Here is a 22,952-nt window from a genome sequence, read left to right on the forward strand (position 1 = left end):
TGTGTAGATAAATGGCAAAAAAGTATAGACGAATAGTTTTGAGTTTAAATAAAGAATGCTTGAAACGACCTATCCACAAGGCTCTATCTATAGTTGCCACAATCGCTAAAATGACTATTTAAACAGAAAAACCGTGCTATATTTAGACGAATTTTTGACATAAAAAAAGCCAGTTTTTTAACAAAACTGGCCACTTAAAAACGCCTGTATAAAGGCTCCTTTTATAATTGAAAAAAAGCTGACAATTTTCAATCAATTATTTCACTAAAACTTTACGCTCAAAACTACTTTTTGGTGCTTCGCACAACGAGCATTCGTAGTTGGGCGGTAAATTTTCAAACGGGGTATTGGGTTCAATATTTTGGGTAATATCTCCGTAAACTTCATTGTAAACCGTAAGGCATTCCGTGCATTGGTAAACCTCATCCTCAACAGTTTCCTTTAAGGGTTTTATTTGTTCTTCTTCGGTTTTTTCGTTTCCTAATTGTTCAAAGTACAACTGGCTTAATTCCATCAATAAACCGGGAAGTTCCACTTTATCTACATCCTGCACATGCAGAATATATTCTTGGGTATTGGGGTCGAAATCTTTGGCATACAACAAATTGAAAGTATCTCGGATTTTAAAATCTCCAATAGCCTCGGGTTTTTTATTTTTTTCAATAACGATGGACGTGAAATTATAAGTATCGCTATCGTAACTGGTAATGCCGAAAGTTAGTCCGTAAGTACTAATATCGTTTTGGTCGAAATTGGTAACCAGATATTTTTTAAGGTTGAGCGCCTCTTTATCGTTTACCGGAATATGCCAGTTCATCTCCAACATAGAATGGCGCACGTTGATTCCGAATTTGCCCAAAAACTTTTCCCATTGAAGTTTGGAACTCAAAGGGATACCTTTTACGATAAATGATTTCCAAGGCGTAATGGATATTTTTCCAATTTTATTATCGGAACACAAATCGCACATGGCCTTTAAAAACTTTAAATCGTAACGGTTGTTTCGCCAATACAATCCTAACCAATACCTATCTGGACCAATACGGTTCATGCCCTCGTAATACGGAAAGGGATAAAACGGCACATCCAAAGGTTTATCGACCGTGCGGTTATTGGTATCCACCGCATCGCTTACCAACTCAAAAAGGGTTTCAACATTTTCGGGTTCTTCCTGCAGAACATTCTCAATAGCATGTTCAATTTTATCCATGTCCCAACTGTAAATCAATGCTGGGTACATCACCGTTTTTTTCCATTCGGGAAGCCTTACGTAAAGGTACCAATAGTCTTCATGCTCTGAAGCTATAAAATTCACATTCCCAGTAAACAAAGGCACCAAACGCTGCTTGGGGTCGGTAACGTTAATTCGTAGTTTGGGCTTATGCTTAAATTGCTCAATAACGTACAAATATCTATCACTAGTTAACCAAGATGTACTTGGGAGAATTTCGGCCGACACATAAGACGACGAAATATTTTCCACGCCATCGCGCTTAGGTTTTACAAACGTAATTTTATCGAACTCGCTGAACTTGCTCTCATCGATAGCTTCGGGGAAAATGATATCCTGTCGCGAACCAAAAGAAATAGCATCCAATCCCAAGCCCTCTGCGGCTTCACAAATATATTTTAGTTCTCCTGGAGATAGCACACCTCCGTTTATCCGTAATCTATATGGTTCTTCCATTATGCTAATACTTTTGAATTATGAAGTATTTCCCTAACTTCTGTTTTACAACTTCCGCAGCCCAAACCAGCTCCGGTTTTATTGCACAATTCTGTAAAATCGTTACAACCTTTGGCAATGGCTTCCTCTATATTACCTGCACCAACTTGACTGCACGAGCATACTAATTTACCAATAACTGGCTCATTATTGGACGATCCACGAAGTAAAGTGTTTCGTTTTTCGGCCATTTCAATTTTACTTTCAATCATGGTTTTAAATTCAGCAAACTCATTTTTGTCGCCCATTAAAACGGCACCGATCAATAAATCATCCTTTACAATACATTTTTTGTAGTAACGCTTTTTAATATCGGTGAAGATGATTTCCTCATAACTATCATCGTTTTCCGGCACACTAATATCGCCAATACTGCACAGATTCAAATCATTGAATTTCAATATATTCATCAACACCGAACCGTTGTACGCACAGCTGATATCGCCCGCTATGAAGTTGGCTAAAATATTCGCCTGTTCTTCAGCCGCCGATGTAATTCCGAAAAGTTGGTTGTTGAATTCGGCAATTTCGCCAATGGCAAAAATATCGGGGTGCGAGGATTGTAAATGCTGATTTACCTTAACTCCCCTACTACATGCAATACCATTTTCTCGCGCTATTTCAACATTTGGAATGGTTCCAATAGCGTAAACAATAGCGTTGGCGGTTAAAAACTTTCCACTTTTTAAGGTGATATTCAATTCGCCCGTATCCTCATCATCAAACACAGTGCTTACTTCGTTATCGAAGTAAATTTGAATGCCGCGTTCCTGCACATCCAAAGCCAAAAGCTTACTAGAAACTTTATCCAATTGGCGTTCCATTAATCGCGATGCCCGCTGAATTATGGTAATTTTTACATTTTTATGTTTCATGGCCGCGGCCAACTCCAAACCTAATAATCCACCACCAACGATAACGACGTGCTGCTCTTCAGGCGGCAAACCGGTGCCATCCAAGTAGGCCTTAAACTCATCGGCATCCTTTTTGTTTCGCATGGTAAAACGTCCTGGTAAATCAATTTGCACATCTTTCGGGATAAAGGCGCGGCTTCCCGTTGCCAATATTAATTTATCGAAAGTATGCGTTTCGTTATTGCTGTCGGTAACGTTTTTTTCTTCTTTATTGATGTCGGTGATATAAGTTTCAGGATGCAAATGGATATTCAATTTTCCAAGCTCCCTTTCCTTAATTTTTAAAAGCTGCTCCCAACTTAACTCTTCTGTAACATATTCCGGAAGCAATACCCGGTTGTAAAACAGGTTGGGTTCTTTTGAAAATACATGGATTTCGTCATTCTCATTGAATTCCCTGTAGTTTTGTACAAATCTAAAGGCTGCCGCTCCAGCTCCAACAATTATAATTTTTTCAAAAGTCTTTTCGTACCTAGTCACCGAAACTCGGGTGAACTTAAAATCGGGCTCTTTCGAAACCGGGTCAACATGAGTATTAGTGAGGTTGTTGGTACGGTTCAAATCGCTTTGAAGCTGTTTCCCCCAGTGCATGGGCAAAAACACCACGCCACGTTTAATATCGTCGGTTACTTTGGCACGCACACGCACCAATCCGTTTTCACTTTTTATTTCGGTAATGTCGCCATCTTTTAACTTATTGAGATAAGCATCAACGGGGTTGATTTCCAACACTGGCGTTGGGTAATGCGTTTTTAATCGCGACACCTTTCCCGTTTTGGTCATGGTGTGCCATTGGTCGCGGATACGCCCTGTAGTTAATATCAACGGATAATCTTCATTCGGTTGTACCGATGTATTTACCGTATGCGTTGGCAAATTGAATTGTGCCTTTTTTGATGGCGTATAGAATCTTTTATCTTCGAAAAGACGCGCTGTTCCAGTATGTCTATATTCTGGTACCGGCCATTGGAACGTGCCTTCGGTTTTTAATCTTTCGTAATTTAAGAATGATACGTCGATATTCGTGCCTTTGGTCATTGAGGCGTACTCATCGTAAATCTCTTCGGCATTATTAAAGTTGAAGCCTCTGAAGCCCATACGCTGTGCAAAATCACAGAATATTTCAACATCGGGTCTGGCCTCACCGGGCGCATTGATTTCTTTTGGCAAGTATGAAATACGGCGTTCGGAATTCGTCATCGTACCTTCCTTTTCCAACCAAGCCGCAGCTGGCAATACCAAATCGGCGTGTGCCACGGTATCCGATTTATGTGAAATATCTTGAACCACAACAAACTTGGCGTTCTTCATGGCTTTTTCAATACGGTGTGTGTTAGGCATACTCACCAACGGGTTGGTACAAGCAATCCAAACGGCTTTCATTTTTCCGCTTTCAAGCGCATCGAACATTTCGGTGGCTGTTAACCCGGGTTTCGGGTTTATTTTATCCACGCCCCAAAATTGTGCTACTTCTCTACGGTGTTCTTCATTCATTAAGTCTTTATGAACGGCGAGCAAATTGGCCATACCGCCCACTTCACGTCCTCCCATGGCATTGGGCTGTCCTGTTAACGAAAATGGTCCCGAACCGGGTTTCCCCACTTTTCCGGTGATAAGCGATAAATTGAGTAACGACACATTTTTATCAACCCCAACAACACTTTGGTTGAGTCCCATGGCCCACATACTGATAAAGCCTTTTGAAAGCCCAATAATATCGGCCGCTTTTTGGATATCCTTTTCGGGAACACCACAAAGTTTGGATGCCTCTTTTAACGATGTTTTAAAAATTAAATCTTTGTAAGCATCAAAACCTTCAGTGTGGTTATTGATAAAATCTTCGTCAATCAATCCGCGTTTGTACAAGCATCTTCCAATGGCATTGTAAAGCACCACATCAGTTCCAGGCAACAACTGCAAATGCAAATCGGCAAAGTTGGCGGAGTCTGTTTTTCTGGGATCGACCACAATGATTTTCACATCGGGGTTTTCCTCTTTTCTTTTTTCAAGTCTTCGGAATAAAATAGGATGGCACCATGCCGGGTTTGCCCCAGTTATTAAAAAGCAATCGGCCAAATCGATATCTTCATAGGAAATCGGTACACTATCTTCACCAAAGGTCTTTTTATACCCCACCACGGCCGAACTCATGCACAGCCTCGAATTGGTATCAATGTTGTTTGTTCCAAGGAAACCCTTCGTAAGTTTATTGGCTATATAGTATTCTTCAGTTAAACTTTGGCCCGACACGTAAAAACCAACGCTATCCGGACCGTGTTTTTTTATGATGGATTTAAAAACACTTGCAGCCCTATCCAAAGCATCGTCCCAGCTTACGCGCTCACGGGGGTGTGAACGGCTCCATCGCATTTCAGGATATAAAATCCTATCGGAAACATCATTCGCTACATAGTGCAAGTTCATTCCCTTAGAGCAGAGCATGCCCTTATTTACCGGATGGTCTTTATCGCCTTCAACATAAATTTTATCGTTGTTGTCTTTTTTAACAATAATTCCACATCCTACTCCACAATACGAACACGTTGTTTTTACTTCGCTTTTTACCATTTAAATTTACTTTTAAATAAATAAGACACTGCTCCCAACTTCAAATACAAATTGTATTAACCTTCAATTTCCCTTTTCGTAAAATTAAGTATAAATACTTAATTTTCATTCCTTATCCTGATCCATCAAATAAAAAATACAGGATTAATAATTATAGAATACCGATTTTATTGATTTGTTAAAAAAGGCTTGGCTATACTCATGCTTTTATCATTAAAAACAATCTTTTAAGTATAGTACGCTTCAATTCATTAATCGATATTTTTTTCAAATTTATTCACTAACTCAGGCGTTGCCTTATTTACCATGCGCTGTACCACTCTGTGCATCCAAATGAGACAAATGGCCGACAAAACAAGCATTAAAATCCAACAGCTAGACCATAGCCCGGTACCTTCCAAAAGGTACCCGAAAATAATAGGACAGAAGAAACCGCCCAGTCCACCGAGTACGCCGACCATACCTCCTACAACACCAACTTCTTCGGGAAAATAATCGGGAATATGTTTGTAAACGGCAGCCTTGCCAATACCCCAAATAGAACCAATTAAAATGGCTATTATGGCAAATATCCAAAGGTTGGCTTGGAAATAAATATGGGTTTTACCTTCGGCAATTAATTGCTTCTTTTTTACTACATCGCCTTCCTTAACCAAAGCTTGTTGCCAAGATTCCTTGGCTGGTAAGAAATGAAATTCTTCATCGGCTGAAGTCAATTTACCCATCTTTTCATTTAACGGATACTGAACACCTTCCACCTCAATATAAGCATCGGTAACCGCGGTAACCGTACCGGCCGATTTAGCCATAATCCCTTTACCCGCTGCGTAAATATCCATCTTTGGGATAATGAGCGTCGCACTGAACACCAACGAGGTACCGAGTACCCAATACATCACCTTTCGCGCTCCGAATTTATCAGACAACCAGCCTCCAAAAGCCCTAATAACCCCAGATGGCAAACTAAAACAAGAGGCCAAGAAACCCGCTGTGGCCAAATCTAAGGCATAAACGTTGGTGTAATAGGGTACTAACCAACCCGCGAAAGCCACGAAACATCCAAATACCAAAAAGTAGTACAACCCGAATCGCCACACACGCACACTTTTAAGCGGTTCCAACATGCCTTTTAAATTTTTGGTACTTGAAGCTGGTTTTTTATTTTTTGTTGAAAGGAAAAATACAATGGCCATTACCACCAAAAAAGCAGCGTAGATTCTGGGCATATCGCGCCAGCCTTCAAGATTGGTTTTTCCGTCGGTTAATATATCCAATAACTTAGGTCCGATAAGTGTGGTGATAGCGGCACCAGCATTTCCCGCTCCAAATATCCCTAAAGCAATACCCTGCTTTTCTTTTGGAAACCAAATTGAAGAAAATGCTATTCCTACCGCGAAACTAGCTCCCGCAATACCAAAACCTAAACTGCACAATGCAAAAGACCAAAAGCCGTTGGCATAAGACAAAAGGTACATGGGCACGGCACATAATAACAATAGGCCTGCAAATACGGGTTTACCCCCAAACTTATCGGTTAAAATACCTGCCGGCAATCTAAAAATGGCTCCTGTTAAAATAGGAATACCTATTAGCCAACCTATTTCAACAGCGTTCCAATTAAACACCTGATTGTCAACTAAAAAAGTTACTAAAATACCATTCAACAGCCATGCTGCGAAACAAAACGTGAAAGATAACGTATTAATGAACAGCGTTTTATTTGCCCCTTTTGTTACTTTCATTAGATAATTATTTTTAAGGTTTGTAAATTTTAATCCAAGAAACTATGTATTTCCCTAGAACAAAACTAAGTATTTATACTTAATTTTATTTTACAAAGCTTAAGTATTTAAGTATTTATATCAGATTAATAATTTTAGAATATTGTTTTTGAAGAATTAACAATACGATACCAATTATGCCTTAGCTTTTTATAAAACCAAAACAAAAGGGAACAACTATAAATTAAAAAAACGGCACCATGGCCGCTTTAACTACGTATTTTTATAAACAAAGAAGATATTTAAACCAACTCGTACTCTTTGGCTTTATTGGTAAGCTCCATTAAGTTTTTTACCTCCAATTTTTTCATCAAATTAAATCGGTGCACTTCTGCCGTTCGTTTACTAATTTGAAGTTCTTCTGCAATATCCTTATTATTTTTAAGCTGTAATACCAACTCCAAGATTTGCTTTTCACGACGTGTTAACTTAAAAGGCATTTCCTTTGGCTCTTTTTTGGCTTCTGCCGCAGGGGCGGCATTTCCATTTACAAAATTATTCATAATGATGGCCGACACATCTCCGGTGAAATACTTACCGCCCGAGGCCACCTTATTAAGCGCTTTTAAAAACTCCTCTTTACTGGCCCCCTTTAGCAAATACCCATCTGCACCCGCTTGAATGGCTTGCACAACATATTCTTCGGAATCGTGCATGGAAAGCACCAAAGTATTTACATCCTTAAAACGTTTATTAATTTCTCCTACCACCTCGATACCATTCATTTCTGGCATACGAATATCCACGATTAAAACGTGTGGTCGGTTCTTTTCAACAATCTCTACGGCTTCTTTTCCGTTTGAAGCCTCATCTATAACCACAACACCCGTTTGGTCTTCTAAAAGCGCTCGAATACCATCCCTAACCAAAATATGGTCGTCTGCCAAAACAACATTAATAACGTCTTCCATAATAATTTATAAATTTCTATCCGCTATACTTAATAGCAAAATTCTATTACAAAAATAAGTATTTTTAGCAATACTACGTATTACTCACCCAACGGAATATTAAGGGTAACACGAGTGCCTTTGCCAATTTCTGAATTTAAAAACAACCTGCCACCTATGTAATTTATACGTTCGCGCATAAACGTCATGCCCATACCACCGTCCCCTTCTTTTATCTTTTTCACTTTTGACGGCTCAAAACCTTTGCCATTATCGTCAATAACAATACTTAGGATATTCCTACTGTGTGATAACGACACCAAAATATGTGTGGATTCCGCATATTTAATAGCATTGTTAATCGCTTCCTGTACTATTCTATATATATTAATTTCAGTAAGCGAATCGAGCCTTTGGTTAAAATCGGTTTTATTAAAAACCACAATTTGTTTTCCCGTAAGTTTGGACAGCTCTTGTGATAATTTAGCAATGGCCGGCACAATACCGTGATCTGTCAACTCAGGTGGCGTTAAATTAAAGGTTGCCGTTCGCACCCCTTTAATAATACTTGTAGTGAGCTCCTTTAAATGCTCAATTTTAGCAGTGGCTTTTTCAACATCTTTGGTATCGATACTTTCCAAATTATACTTTAAGCCCGTTAACATTTGTCCGATGCCATCGTGAACATCTTTTGCGATTCGGTTTTGTTCCTTTTCTTGGTTTTCAATAATCTTACTTGAGATTATTTTTTGATGACTCATTTTTTCCTCGAAACTCTGCTTGGTAAGTCGCTCGATTTCGAGTTGGGCAACTTTTCGAGCTGTAATTTCGGAAGCAATAATGAGCAATTCCGATTTATCTTCAGTAGGACTAAACGGTATAATAGCCATTTCCAACCAAATATCGTCACCGTCTTTAGTGGTGGCCTTTACCTCGCCTTGCCATCCTGTTTTTTTATGTTTAGTGATAATTTCCTCGACTGCAAATTGTTCACTTTCTACCTTCGATAAAACATTCCAAATGAGTGCACTTTTCCCAAATTTTGAAAATTTGAACAACCTTGAAAATTTATTGCCCATATGCACCACTTGCCCATTGGGTAAAATCCGTGCAAAAAGCAAAGTTTCATCCATTGCGTGGCTTAAGGCCCGCAGTTCTTTAATCGACTTTTCTTTTGAAATACTAAGTTCATCGGCCTCAACAGCCATCTGTTTTGCACGTTTCTCTGCAACCAACAATTCAGCCAAGGTATTTTTTACGCTTTTAGCCGTGGGCCAAAAAATAAACATGAATTCGCCCAGCAAAACCAACAAAGTAAAGCCCATAATCCAAACTTCGAGATTTTGCAGCCAACTCACTTTTTCATCGGCCTCCAAATCGTATTGGTTTACGATATCATCCATCAGGGAAAGGAAGTCTCCCTCATTCGCTCTTACCTTTTCGATATCGTTTACAAATGCACTCACTGGCAACGGCGGTACATTCTCAATCTTTTCGATAATGGCTTTTGTCGCTACAGCAATCGTATCGAAAACCGGATTTAAGGTTTTAAATTTCTGGGTAATCGCCTTACTGTTCTTTTTCGGCAAGCCCAAACTATCATTACCTTGTTGCAAGGCATGGTGCGAAAGCTCCCAAACTTTAAAGGTCGATTTAATTTTTTCCTTTAGCAATAACCTGTTCTCCAACACAGGTTCTGACGAAAGGGCCACTACATCTTTTGTGAGTTTTTGGCTAAGCATTCGCTGCCTACCCGCCACGTTGATTACCGTAGAATCGCTTTGCTGATCGTTTAAATGTTTCCGGATAAGAATTTGGCTGGCTATTACCGAAACGGCAATAGCACTTAAAGCGATAATATACAAACGGCTTAACTTATTAAACGTACGTTGGTCTAATGAATTACCGTTTTTTGCCATATTGTTTCACTTTTAAGAAATCGCCTGCTTAACCAGAGCCAAACTTTTTTCTGAAAACGGCAATTTTAATGCTTCCTGATGCCCTTTTTCAGACATTTTAACCCAAGTTTTATTCAGGATATCAATGACTTTTTCGTCGTCGTGCTTGGCTGCGAATTCTTCAAAATAATAATCTAAAAACACCAAGCAAATGGTATCTTCCAAGGTTTGCGACTCCTCGTTTTTCTTGATGAGCTTTTTGTTAATCAAAAAAGAAACCCGATCAATAAACTCTTGATCGTAACCTACTTGGTTTAAAATTTCGGAAGTTAGTTCAGCATGCATTTTTTTCAATGTTTCACGCCACTTTAAATAGCCTACACGATCCATTGGGTACTCGTCGCGTGCAATTTTCCACCTGCAAATATGTTGCGCCCGTGCGGCAATTTGAAGTGCTTTTGATGCATTGGGTTCAAATTGCAATAGCTTCCGCGTCATGCGTTGCGAGTACAGCAACTCTTTTGGGTATTCTATTCCAAAAACCTCATAAACATTAGGGTCTTGGTTATTCTTTTCATCAATTAAAGCTATAGCTGTTTCAAATCTGGTGGGTTTCATATGTTGTATATTATGTACTAATCGTTAATCCGAAAAGCCAATATACACATTTCCTTCTTCAATTTTAACAGGATAAGTTGCAATTTTTAAATCCTCTCCACCAAGGTTGCTGCCATCTTCCAGCGAGAAATTCTTTTTGTGCATGGGGCATGCCACTTTAGGTATACCGTCTTTATCGCCAATCATTCCCAACGACAGCACCATTTCCATTTTATGCGGACACAAGTTTTGCGTTGCGTACCATTTGCCCGTTCTGGTAAAATTATAAACCGCTACTTGTTTGGTTTTGTACTTTATACAAGCCCCACTGTTTTGCGGAAAATCTTCAACCACACCCGCCTTAAACCACTCTTTAACCTCGGGCTCTAACACTGTTTTGTACTGTTCTAGAATATCTTGCATAACTACTCTGTTTTTTTCTACTAGTTAGATTTTTAGTTCCAGGCTTTTGGCATTTTTTGCTCTCTCATAGGTACGAACACCAAGTTATCGTCCGTGTCATCAGAGTTTACAAAGTGCTTAAAGCGCTTCATCATTTCTGGGTTTTCAATGGCTTGTTTCCACTCGCATTCGTATTTACCAATCAAGCCTTGCATTTCTTTTTCGAGGTCTTCGGCAATACCCAATGAATCTTCTATCACTACTTGTTTTAAGTACTCTATACCACCTTCCAGTTTTTCCAACCAAGGCGCTGTTCTTACCAACGGGCCAGCCGTTTTTATGTAGTACATTAAAAATCTGTCTAAGTATTTTATGGCGGTTTCGTCATCCAACTGTTCTGCAAACAACACCGCATGCTTTGGTGTAGCACCACCGTTTCCGCATACGTAAAGGTTCCAACCACCTTCAACAGCTATCAACCCGAAATCCTTTCCTCTGGCTTCGGCACACTCTCTGATACAACCCGAAACACCTCCTTTTAATTTATGCGGCGAACGCAAGCCTTTGTATCGGTTTTCAATCTCGATGGCAAACGTTACACTCTCGTGCATACCATAGCGGCACCACGTAGACCCCACACAACTTTTAACGGTACGCAGCGATTTACCGTAAGCGTGACCACTTTCAAAACCGGCATCAATCAACTCTTTCCAAATAATGGGCAGTTCGTGAATTTGAGCACCGAACAAATCGATACGTTGGCCTCCTGTAATTTTAGTATATAAATCGTACTTTTTAGCAATTTCACCCAACACGATCAAGTGGTCTGGCGTAATCTCGCCACCGGCAACCCTTGGTACTATGGAATACGTTCCGTTACGTTGAATATTCGCTAAAAACCTATCGTTTGTATCTTGTATAACCGGCTGCTTATTTGGAGTCTCCATGGTTATAGTAGCGAAAATTGACGCCAATGCTGGCTTACAAATCTCACAACCGTGCCCCTCTCCAAATAGATTAAGCGCTTCCTCGTAATTAGCAACCTCATTGACTTTAATTAAATCGTAAAGTTCTTGGCGACTATAACTGAAATGCTCACACAGGACCTCTTTAACCTCTTGGCCAAGTGATTTAAGGGTTTCGTTAACCAAGTCAACTACCATAGGTTTACAACCACCACAACCTGTTGTCGCTTTGGTTTTGGCGATAACATCGCCTAAGTTTTTACTATCACCATCCGTAATAGAACAGCAAATATCTCCCTTGGTAACACTTTCACAAGAACACACCTGAGCCACATCTGGTATATCCAATACACTACCGAAAGACGAACCACCTTCGCCCCTAGCACCAATCACCAATTCTTCTGCATCCTCCGGAATCGGCAATCCGTTTAAGTAAATTTGATGGAACATATTATAGTCACTAGCATCACCAATCAGGATACCTCCCAACAGTTTTTTTCCGTCGTGACTAACATTAATACGCTTATATAAATTTTTTGTTTTGTTTTCGAAAATGATGGAATATCCTTTTTCTACAGGCATGAAAGGCTCACCATAACTCGCCACATCTACCCCAATAAGTTTTAGTTTGGTAGACATGTCTATATCGTCTTGCATGACCACATCCACATTACCTAAAATTTGGTTTACGGCAACCTCAGCCATATCGTAGCCCGGTGCTACCAAACCATATATCATTTGGTTGAAAAGGGCCACCTCTCCAATAGCGTATATCTCGGGATCAGACGTCTGCATTTTATTGTTCACCACAATACCGCCACGCGTACCCATCTCTAAACTACATGTTTTTGCGAGCTCATCCCTTGGCCTAATACCAGCAGAAACTACAAGCATTTCAACATCTATCTTATCGTATTCACCAAACTCCATTCCCGTAATTGCACCTTCTCCCAAAATTTTATTGGTAGCTTTTGAAAGGTGCACATTAATACCAATAGATTCGATTTTTTCTTGAAGCACCTTACTTCCTCGTGTATCTAACTGTCTTGGCATTAATTTAGGAGCAAACTCTACCACATGCGGCTCAAACCCCATATCCATAACCGCTTTTGCTGCTTCTAAACCTAATAGACCACCACCTAAAACAGCAGCCTTTATTTTTTCGTCGCGACCTTCCTGAATCTTATCGGCATAGGCCAACATATCCTCAAGGTCTTCAATTGTTCTATAAACAAAAACCCCTTTTTTTTCGATACCTTCAATATTAGGAACAAAAGGAGACGACCCCGTAGCCAAGACTAAGTAATCGTACTTATAATTAACATCTCTTGTAGAGGTTACTTTTTTAGACGACCGGTGTATATCGGTAATACGCTCGTTCGTCACTAATTCGATACCATGCTCTTCGTACCACTCCCGCGGTGCCATTTCAAGTGCTTTTGCATCTTGGCTTTCAAAATACTCACTTAAATGGACCCTATCATAAGCTGGTCTTGGCTCCTCACCAAAAACAGTAATCTTAAAATCCTTACTTTCTGGTCTTTCCACAAACTTTTCACAAAATTTGTAACCAACCATACCGTTTCCAACTACAATAATTTTTTGCATATCTACGTATTTATACATACAAAACTAAGTATTTATACGTAATTCAAGTAGTTGTTATCTAAGATTTTTTTCAAATAGGCCTATTATTGCCATTTTCTCAAATAGAAATAAAGATAATTGGTTTTTAGGAAATTAAAAGGTTTTGTTTTTGCCGAAACCTCAATCAACTTCCACAGTTACAACAATACTCTTGGATGCAGGTGTTTTTGCTGTATGCGCAAAGCTATCAAGTGGTACCAGAGGGTTTGCTTCTGGGAAATACGTAGCGCAACAGTTTTTAGGAATATTGTATTGAACCACTTTATAACGGTTTACTTTTCGGGTTACTCCATTGAAAACCGATTTCAAATTGACTATTTGTTCGTTTTTAAGTCCACGTTCCCGCATGTCTTCTGGGTTCATAAAAACAACGCGCCGTTCGTTAAAAATGCCCCGGTACCTATCGTTCAATCCGTAAATGGTGGTATTGAATTGGTCATGACTCCGTATAGTCATCATCATAAGTTCGCCGGGTTTTAATTTCCAAGTTGGCAGCTTGTTGACCGAAAACTGTGCCTTACCCGTTTTGGTTTTAAACTTTCTAATTCTGGCTCCATTGGGCAGATAAAATCCAGCTGGTTGTTTTACGCGGTTGTTGTAATCATCAAAACCTTCCACCACCTCAGCGATATCGGCACGTACCAGATTATAATCGTCTTTATAATCCAACCAATTTATTTTAGAACGTTCTTTCAACGTAGCATGCGCTACCCCACAAACCACAGCCACTTCACTTAAAAGCTTATCGGAACACGGCTCAAGGACACCTTTTGTTGAAGATACCACACCCATGGAATTTTCAACACTCTGGATTTGCACCCCTGATTTTTGATAATCTTTTTCAGTACGCCCCAAGCATGGCAATATCAAAGCTTCTTTACCGGTCACCAAATGCGAGCGATTTAATTTAGTACTCACATGCACGGTTAAATTACAATTGGCTAATGCTTGCGCCGAATAATAGGTATCCGGCACCGCCGAAATAAAGTTACCGCCCAAACCAAAAAATACCTTAGCCTTTTTCTCGTACATAGCCTTAATCGCGTCAATAACCGAATAGCCGTGTTTAGGCGTAGGTTTAAACCCGTATTTCGCTTCAATTTTATCTAAAAACGCCTGAGGTGCCGCTTCCCAAATGCCTACGGTGCGGTCGCCTTGTACATTACTGTGCCCACGAACCGGGCAAGCGCCGGCGCCTTCTTTACCAATACTACCTTTTAAGAGCAGAAGGTTGACGAGCTCCCGAATGTTATCCACCGCATTTTGGTGCTGGGTTAGGCCCATAGCCCAGCAACAAATTATCTTGTTGTTATTTAATATTAAATCGAAAACAGCATCAAAAATGACTTTTGACACTCCCGAAGCCTTTAAACATTCTTCGAAATTATACGTTTTTAAATCTGAAATGAAAGTTTCAAATCCGTGGGTGTGTTCTTCAATAAATGATTTATCGAATACATTCCCCAACTCTTCTTCTTTTTCCAAAAGTTTTAACAGCAATGCTTTGATGAAAGCCACATCCCCATTGATACTTATAGGGACAAAAACATCGGCAATTTGAGTGCCACCAGTTAACATTTTAATGGGATTTTGAGGATTGGTAAACTTTATCAATCCCGCTTCGGGCACCGGGTTGATGGCTATAATTTTACCGCCATTCTTTTTACACTTCTCCAATGCCGTAAGCATTCTCGGATGGTTGGTTCCGGGATTTTGACCAATAACCATAACCACTTCAGCTTTATACAAATCATCTAAAGTCACCGAGCCTTTACCAATACCCAAGGTTTCAGAAAGCGCTATCCCGCTGGCTTCGTGGCACATATTGGAGCAGTCCGGCAAATTGGAGGTACCGAACTCCCTAACAAATAATTGGTACAGAAAAGCAGCTTCGTTGGTGGTCCTGCCAGAAGTGTAAAACACCGCCTCATCGGGTGAATTGAGCGCATTTAAATGGTTGCCCACTTTAGCAAAAGCGTCTTCCCAAGGAATGGGCTGATAATGCGATGCGCCTTCCGCTAAAAACATCGGCTCGGCCAAGCGACCTGATTTTCCGATTTCAAAATCCGTCCAACTAGCCAATTCATCCACCGAATGCTTTGCAAAAAACGCAGCACCAATGGTTTTATTTTGGGCTTCTTCCGCAATGGCTTTTATCCCATTTTCACAATATTCACCTAAAGAAGAACGCTCATCATCCGGGTCGGGCCAAGCACAACCAGGGCAATCAAACCCACCTTTTTGATTTATTTTTGCAGAAAGTTTAAAGGCGTCGGCCGCATTCATATATTTTGAAACCTGATTTACCGACGATTTTATAGCCGCAAAACCAACACTATTGGTATCTGGTGCTTTCACTTTTAAATCTAAAAACGCTTCCGGGGTTTTGGCTTTATCTTGGGGAGACGAACTCATAACTACTTTTTACTGATTATTTTTAATGCCCTTTCGTAATCTTCTTTGGTATCGATGTCCATGTTTTCAAACGGTGCATCTAGGCTTAAAACAAAGTTACCGTATTTTTTTATGATGGTATTGGCCCCCTTGTCTTCTGACAAATTTGATAGCTCTTCAAAATAACAGTAATCAAAAATAGTTGGCACACCTAGTTTCCCATCGTTATAATTGGTCGTTAAAATTTGCTTTGAATTGGGTTGAAAATGTTCAAGCATCTGCTTTAAATATTCACTAGTCACAAAAGGTTGATCGGCTAAAACAAACATTGCACCATCGAAGTTCGGGACAACATACATCAAGTTTGAAACCGCTCGGGAAATCGAAGACCCCAAACCTCTATTCCATTCTGAATTTACAATGATTTCAACGGGATAGTTTTTAATCTCATTTTTTATAACCGAGTGATTGGCGCCCAAAACGACCACTACATTTTTAACATGAACCTCTAATGCCTTTTCTATAGCATACTCAATTAGCGTTTTACCTTGCCATGGAAGCAACTGTTTCGGTTCTCCCATACGTTTTGCCCCCCCCGCAGCCAAGATAACCAAAACGATATTCCCTAACGGAACAGGCTTGCTACTCATAGTGGTCTTTATGGATTTTTCCCGATTTTTTACTGAGTGAAATCACCTCGCGTTTTCGGGTAACCGCCAGAATTTCAGAAATGATTGATATGGCAATTTCCTGAGGTGTTTCGGAACCGATATCGATTCCTGCAGGGCCATAAATGGTTTCTAAAAAGTTATCATTTATTTCCGGACAATATTCAATGAATTTCGATAATAAATCTTCACGCCGCTTGGTTGGCCCCAAAACCCCAATATATGCCGAACTAAAAGCCTGTAGTGCTACTAAATACCTTAAATCTTTAGCGAAATTATGGCTCATGAGTACCACAGCAGTTTGTCCATCCACATTTAAAGTTGAAACATCCTCTGGCGACATAGAAAAAAATTGATGCGCTCCAGGGAAATTGTCGATGCTTTTCGCTTCGTTTGAACCTGAAACCACCGTCACCTCCCATCCCGTTAACGAAGCATATTTGCACAACTGAACTGCATCGTGTTCGGCCCCTAAAATCACCAATTTAAAACACGGCGCCATATCTTGGCTGAAAATAGACACCTTTTCTGTTTTCACTAAAGGTTTTCCCTGAACGGGAAAAGCATCTTTGTTGATGATTACTTCCGAGCCCATTTCAAAATCACATTCCAAGTATTTGGAGAAAAACGATTGTATTTTAAAGGGTTTCCGTTGTTCAATGCAGGATTTAAACGCCGTTTCAAAACGGTAATCAGGCTGAAACAACTCCAATAAAATATACAGCACCCCTTCGCAGCCCAATCTGTACTTACCATCGTAAGTCATCATTTTGGCTTTTCCAGTATTAAAAACAGATTCCGACTGCAGCAAGATTTCCTTTTCCACACAGCCACCGCTCACAGCGCCTACCATATCGCCATTTTCCACAACTAGCATTCGCACTCCTGGTCTTCGGTAGGACGATCCAACTAAGGCCACAACGGTAACCAATACAGATTTTAACTGACTTTTTTGCGCGTGGAGAGCCCGAAAAACAATGTCTCTAAATTCGTGGGTCATAATTACAAAAGATATTACCCAATAACAGGCTGCGGTTGCACAAAGGGTTGGCTATAGTAACGTGTTCCTGTTGCCTTATAGAGTGCATTGGCCAAAGCCGCTATCGCTGGGGGCAATCCTGGTTCTCCAAGTCCAGTAGGAGCAATTTCGTTTTCAACAAAGAACACCTCGATTTCTTCTGGTGCTTGAGCATGCCTCATGAGTTGGTAGGTATCAAAATTCATTTGCTCGGTAGCCCCATCGTTAAACGTGAGCTGGCTGTACATGGCATGCCCGGCCCCATCAATAACCGAACCTTGCATCATGTTTATTGCAGCATCACGGTTTATTACAATACCACAATCTACCGCACACCACACCTTTTTAATTTTCGGCTCGTTGTTTTCCATAACCATATCAAAAACTTCGGCGACATAAGTATTATGACAAAAATAAGCTGCCACGCCCCGATACACACCAGGTTGACTTTCGCCCCATTTCGATTTTTCCTTCACCAATTTTAAGACTCCGGCATAGCGTTCGGCTTCGTAATCGTTTTTTTCACCAACGGGATTTTTTATGGCTTGTTCGAACAATTCCAAACGGAAATCTATCGGGTCTTTTCCGGCCAATTCGGCCACTTCATCCAAAAAGGATTGTTCGGCCGCAGCCGTGAAATTCGATCGTGGCGCTCGCCAAGCTCCGGTGGTTATGTTCGTATCCACCCCTATTTCTTCTGCTAAATAATTATCGACAGCCCCTGCGGGAAATCTATTTGGAAACACTGGGCTTTCTGGCAATCCCGCCCCTCTCACTGAAAAGGCAATTAAATTATTGTTTTCATCAAGTCCTGCCTTGTACCTTGAACGATAAGCTGGGCGATAGGTACCCTGTGTCATATCATCTTCTCTGGTATAAATCAATTTTATGGGCGCATTCATCTTTTTAGAAATAGCAGCTGCTTCAACACCAAAATTCACGTAAAGCCGCCGCCCAAATCCGCCGCCCATACGGGTCATATCAACCGTAATATTTTCAACAGGCACATTTAATAACTTAGATACCGAATCTTCTAATGCTTTTGGCGTTTGGGTCGGCCCTATCAACTCTACTTCATTTTGCTTTACGTGCGCAAAAAAGTTCATAGGCTCCAGCGTATTATGTGCTATAAACGGGCAGCTATATGTACGTTCAATAACCTTTGCCGCTTTTTTAAACGCGGCTTCTGGATTTCCGTCTTTTCTGCCCTGCTTTACTTTTCCTGAGTTTAAGGCGTTTTCAAGAGCTTGGTTATGGTATTCTGAACTTTCCAATTTACTACTGACTTCCCAATTGACTTTTAAAGCTTTTTTGGCTTTCATTAGTTGCCATGTACTATCACCTACAATAGCCACTAACTGCAAAAATCCTTTTTCGTCGCACCACTTAGGATCCGGCACTGTAATATCAATTGGAAATGCATCAACTATTCCTGGCATACTTTTTATCTCGCTTTCATTAAAATCCTTTAGGGTCATGCCAAAGGCCGGAGGGTGCTGTATCATGGCCAACTTCATGCCTTCTCTTTGAAAATCCAATCCGAATAAGGGCTTTCCAGTTACAATTTTCTTTCCGTCAACATTCTTTTTACTGCTGGATATGATATTAAAATCTTTAACCGCTTTTAATTCCACTTCTTCGGGAATCTCTAATCCTACGGCTTTCGAAGCAATTTGCCCATAACCAATAGTTCGGTCACTATTCTCATCTTTTATAATGCCTTTTGAAACCGATAAATCAGAAACAGAGACTTGCCATTCTTTGGCTGCAGCCTCCAACAACATGCGTTTTCCTGTGGCTCCGGCCATCCTCAAGGCATCCCATCCGCGACGGATAGACTGGCTACCACCAGCATACTGATTTTGATAAATGGCCGCATTTAAAGGAGCTTGCTCCACCACCACATGCGCCCAATCCACATCCAATTCTTCGGCCACAATCATAGGCATGGAAGTCCGTACATTTTGTCCAATTTCCGGATTGGGTGAATAAATCGTCACCAAGCCCGTATCTCCAATTTTTATAAAACCGTTTATATCGTACCATTCGTTGGGAATGGCAATTTGTTCTTTTATTTTTTTATCGGAAGTACATCCGGTAAACCAACTGAACCCAATAAGCATACCACCTCCAGCAGCGGCCGATATCTTCAAAAACGAACGACGATTATATTGTGTTTTTATCTTTGTCATGATTTCTGAAGTTTAAAGTTTTGATGCCGTTTTTATGGCCTGCTTAATCCGTACGTAGGTACCGCAACGACAAATATTTCCGTTCATGGCCAAATCAATATCTTCGTCCGATGGATTTGGGTTTTCCTTCAGCAACGAAGCCGCACTCATAATCTGTCCCGCTTGACAATACCCGCATTGTGGCACATCATGCTCCAACCAAGCTTGTTGCACAGGGTGGTCTCCTTCTTCGGAAAGCCCTTCTATAGTTGTGATTTTCGAATCGCCCACAGCAGACACTCTTAACAGGCAGCTTCTCACAGCACTTCCGTCAAAATGAACCGTACAGGCACCGCACATGCCTATTCCACATCCGAATTTGGTTCCCAAAAGTTCTAAATGGTCGCGTAAAACCCAGAGCATTGGGGTATCTCCGTCCACATCCACAGCATAGGATTGGTCGTTAATGTTTAAGTTGAATACCGGCATAATAAAAATTTTGATTTTAAATTACGAAAAAATTAATCACCACTCCGTCAAACTTATAAAGTTAACATAGGGTTAACTAAATCAATTTTAACCTTGAGCATGCCATTTTTACCCAATACCTGAAAAAATTTAATGAATCGATTTTATAAACTCCAATGCCCGCTGTTCATTATAATACACATTTTTTCTGCCAACAAAGCCAGCATGACCACCAAATTTGGGCATTTCCAGATATAAATTGGCATTGTTTTTAGCCTCCTTTACCGGATAACATTCGGGCGACATAAACGAATCATTCAGCGCATTGATAATTAAAGTCGGTGTTATAATATGTGGAAGGAATTGCAAACTGCTGCTCGTTTCATAATAATGCTGGGCACTTTTAAAACCGTGGGCTTTGGCGGTGTAAACAGAATCGAAATCGCTTAACGTTTTGATGGATTTCAAATCTTCTTCCGGTAATAAATCTGAAAAACGTTCCCGTTTCAACTTTAATTTTTCAACCAGATGTTTTAAGAACCTATCATGGTATAGTTTATTTTTGAAAGCATGTAGTTCTTTTGCTGAACCCGCCAAATAGCAAGGCACGGAAACCGCTACCGAAGCTTTAACCTGAGTTGGAACAGCATCACGTTCGCCCAAATATTTCAAAATGATATTAGCCCCTAAACTGATGCCTTTTAAATAAATCTCAGTGTAGTTTTTCGATTGAACGGCGTGTTGGATAACAGCATCCAAATCGGACGTGGCTCCCGAATGGTAACTGCTGAACTTCAAATTATCCTCACCACTACATCCCCTAAAATTCATACAAACGGCATCGACATTATTTTTATTAAAAAGTTTAGCCGCCCCCGTCATATACGGGCGCTGACCATTGCCTTCCAAACCATGAAGCAAAATGATGAGTTTCGATGTTTTTTCTTCGGAAAAGCTCCAATCTAAATCCAAAAAATCCCCATCGCTAAGGGTTATACGTTCCCGCTCTTGTTTTAGTGGAACGCGGCGCACTAAACCCGAATACACTGTAGACACAAATCCGTTTTTAAACGGAAACGCCGGTTTATACGTACTTTCAATTACTGGCATAATCAATCGATTTGTAAAGAGGTAAATTGAAATGATTTTCCATTGAACAAGCCTTTATCACTCAATTTTAACGACGGAATAACCAAAAGCGCCATAAACGAAAGCGTCATATACGGGGCATGTAAAGTACCGCCCAATTGCTTTGCCATTTTATCAATTTCGGTGTAAGCTTTTGCAACCGTTTTTCCATCGTTATCGCTCATAATTCCCGCAACCGGCAACGGAAGCACCCTATGATCAGTTTCGGATACAGCACAAATGCCGCCCTGATTTTCAATAATTAAATTGACGGCTTTACAAATCGCTTCGTCCGAAACACCAACAGCTATAATATTGTGCGAATCGTGGCCCACTGAAGAAGCTATGGCCCCTTCTTTTAAGCCAAAATTCTTGATAAATGCGATGGCTGGAGGTTGGTCCCGATAGCTATCGGGATGGTAACGGTTGACTACCGTCATTTTTAAAATATCTTTTTCCGTGTTTGAAATGATGTTTCCATTTTTTACCGTAGCTTCTTCAACAATTTCATTGGTAATAAGTTGGCCTTCCAAAGCTTCGATGACTCTTATTTTTTCAGCGGAAGCATCCACCTTAAAATCTGAAACCTGCTTTTTTTTACAATTAAAGTTGTTCAAGTTTTTAAAATCCACCGGTTTTATTTTGGAAACACCATTATCAAATACCAATTCGCCGTTAACAAAAGTTTGCAGGGTTTTAAAATCTTTTAAATCTTGTACCGCAATACAATCGGCAGCATCGCCAACTTGCATTTGTCCCACATCAATAGCATAATGTTTCACGGGGTTAACACATGCCATTTGAAGTACCTTAAAAACATCAATGCCTTTGGCAACCGCTCGGGCACAAAGCTGGTTGATGTGGCCAAAAATTAAATCGTCCGGGTGTTTATCGTCGCTACAAAACATCATATTTTCAAAATGCTCGGGTACTAAATCGATAAGCGCTTCAAAATTCTTTGCAGCACTACCCTCACGGATTAAAATTTTCATGCCTTTTTGTAGCTTTTCCAAAGCTTCTTCATAGGTAAAACACTCATGATCAGTCGATATGCCCGCTGCAATGTATTTTGAAATATCATCGCCCACAATTCCCGGCGCATGTCCATCAATCGGCTTATTAAAATGTTTTGCCCAAGCTATTTTTTGAATCACTTCGGCATCCTCGAACAATACGCCAGGGTAGTTCATCATTTCTGTCAAGTATTTAATATCGGGATTTTGCAACAAGATTTTAATCGCATTGGCATCGATTGTGGCTCCAGCCGACTCAAAGATGGTTGCCGGCACACAAGATGGCGCACCAAAGTTGAATTTAAACGATACTTGTTTTCCGTTTTCAATCATAAACTCCACACCTTGTACGCCAAGTACATTGGCGATTTCGTGCGGATCGGAAACCGTAGCCACTGTACCGTGCTTAACCGCCATCCGGGCAAATTCGCTCGGTACGAGCATACTGCTTTCAATGTGGATATGGGCATCTATAAAACCAGGTAAAATATAGTGTTCTAGGTGATGTTCCTTTTCAATTATTGATACTATTTTGCCATTTTCAACAGTAATTTCACCTTTAAAAATGTTTCGGTTTGGTATATCGACTATGTTGCCTTGTAGTTTCAAATAGAGTTTTTTATTTATTAAATATCCGTTTTGTTACCTAGGCTTCGACAAGCTCAGCCTGACGTTACTAATGATCAACAATCTAACACTAGATG

General features: G+C 40.3%; 15 protein-coding genes. All 15 read right to left on the reverse strand.

The features are described from left to right. Positions 1 to 256 precede the first annotated feature (256 nt). On the reverse strand, positions 257 to 1,687 hold the full coding sequence (locus tag HC176_RS01755; RefSeq protein WP_167916469.1) for a rubredoxin: 1,431 nt from the start codon (positions 1,685 to 1,687) through the stop codon (positions 257 to 259). Next, positions 1,687 to 5,208 carry a nitrate reductase gene (locus HC176_RS01760; RefSeq protein ID WP_167916470.1) on the reverse strand — a complete coding sequence of 1,174 codons (3,522 nt, stop codon included), beginning with the start codon at positions 5,206 to 5,208 and terminating at the stop codon, positions 1,687 to 1,689. Before HC176_RS01760 ends, HC176_RS01755 begins: the two co-directional genes overlap by 1 nt. 251 nt (positions 5,209 to 5,459) lie before the next feature. Continuing rightward, the gene (locus tag HC176_RS01765; RefSeq protein ID WP_167916471.1) at positions 5,460 to 6,950 is read right to left on the reverse strand and encodes an MFS transporter; all 1,491 of its coding nucleotides are present in this window, start codon (positions 6,948 to 6,950) and stop codon (positions 5,460 to 5,462) included. A 281-nt stretch (positions 6,951 to 7,231) separates the two neighbouring features. After that, on the reverse strand, positions 7,232 to 7,900 hold the full coding sequence (locus HC176_RS01770; RefSeq protein ID WP_167916472.1) for a response regulator transcription factor: 669 nt from the start codon (positions 7,898 to 7,900) through the stop codon (positions 7,232 to 7,234). A gap of 80 nt (positions 7,901 to 7,980) precedes the next feature. After that, complete coding sequence (locus tag HC176_RS01775) at positions 7,981 to 9,798, reverse strand: sensor histidine kinase (protein WP_167916473.1); 1,818 nt, start codon at positions 9,796 to 9,798, stop codon at positions 7,981 to 7,983. Between the two features lie 12 nt (positions 9,799 to 9,810). After that, positions 9,811 to 10,395, reverse strand: a complete 585-nt coding sequence (locus HC176_RS01780; RefSeq protein ID WP_167916474.1) for a DUF4202 domain-containing protein — start codon at positions 10,393 to 10,395, stop codon at positions 9,811 to 9,813. Positions 10,396 to 10,419: 24 nt separating this feature from the next. Then, a complete protein-coding gene (gene nirD, locus HC176_RS01785) occupies positions 10,420 to 10,797 on the reverse strand; it encodes a nitrite reductase small subunit NirD (RefSeq protein WP_167916475.1) in 378 nt (125 codons plus the stop codon). Between the two features lie 32 nt (positions 10,798 to 10,829). Then, positions 10,830 to 13,349, reverse strand: a complete 2,520-nt coding sequence (gene nirB / locus HC176_RS01790) for a nitrite reductase large subunit NirB (protein WP_167916476.1) — start codon at positions 13,347 to 13,349, stop codon at positions 10,830 to 10,832. 159 nt (positions 13,350 to 13,508) lie between these two features. Next, positions 13,509 to 15,803 carry an FdhF/YdeP family oxidoreductase gene (locus HC176_RS01795; protein ID WP_167916477.1) on the reverse strand — a complete coding sequence of 765 codons (2,295 nt, stop codon included), beginning with the start codon at positions 15,801 to 15,803 and terminating at the stop codon, positions 13,509 to 13,511. Between the two features lie 2 nt (positions 15,804 to 15,805). Then, complete coding sequence (locus tag HC176_RS01800) at positions 15,806 to 16,432, reverse strand: nucleotidyltransferase family protein (RefSeq protein WP_167916478.1); 627 nt, start codon at positions 16,430 to 16,432, stop codon at positions 15,806 to 15,808. Beyond that, on the reverse strand, positions 16,425 to 17,450 hold the full coding sequence (locus HC176_RS01805) for an XdhC family protein (protein ID WP_167916479.1): 1,026 nt from the start codon (positions 17,448 to 17,450) through the stop codon (positions 16,425 to 16,427). The genes HC176_RS01800 and HC176_RS01805 overlap by 8 nt, the downstream gene beginning before the upstream one ends. Before the next feature lie 14 nt (positions 17,451 to 17,464). Next, positions 17,465 to 19,660, reverse strand: coding sequence for a molybdopterin cofactor-binding domain-containing protein (locus HC176_RS01810; RefSeq protein WP_167916480.1), 2,196 nt, complete (start codon positions 19,658 to 19,660; stop codon positions 17,465 to 17,467). Positions 19,661 to 19,672: 12 nt separating this feature from the next. Then, positions 19,673 to 20,128 carry a (2Fe-2S)-binding protein gene (locus HC176_RS01815; protein WP_167916481.1) on the reverse strand — a complete coding sequence of 152 codons (456 nt, stop codon included), beginning with the start codon at positions 20,126 to 20,128 and terminating at the stop codon, positions 19,673 to 19,675. Positions 20,129 to 20,257: 129 nt separating this feature from the next. Next, positions 20,258 to 21,217: a YheT family hydrolase gene (locus HC176_RS01820; protein WP_167916482.1), complete on the reverse strand. Its 960-nt coding sequence runs from the start codon at positions 21,215 to 21,217 to the stop codon at positions 20,258 to 20,260. Positions 21,218 to 21,219: 2 nt separating this feature from the next. Beyond that, positions 21,220 to 22,857 (reverse strand): adenine deaminase, encoded by a 1,638-nt coding sequence (gene ade / locus HC176_RS01825; RefSeq protein ID WP_167916483.1) that lies wholly within the window; start codon positions 22,855 to 22,857, stop codon positions 21,220 to 21,222. Positions 22,858 to 22,952 lie beyond the last annotated feature (95 nt).

The organism is Tamlana crocina (assembly GCF_012037625.1).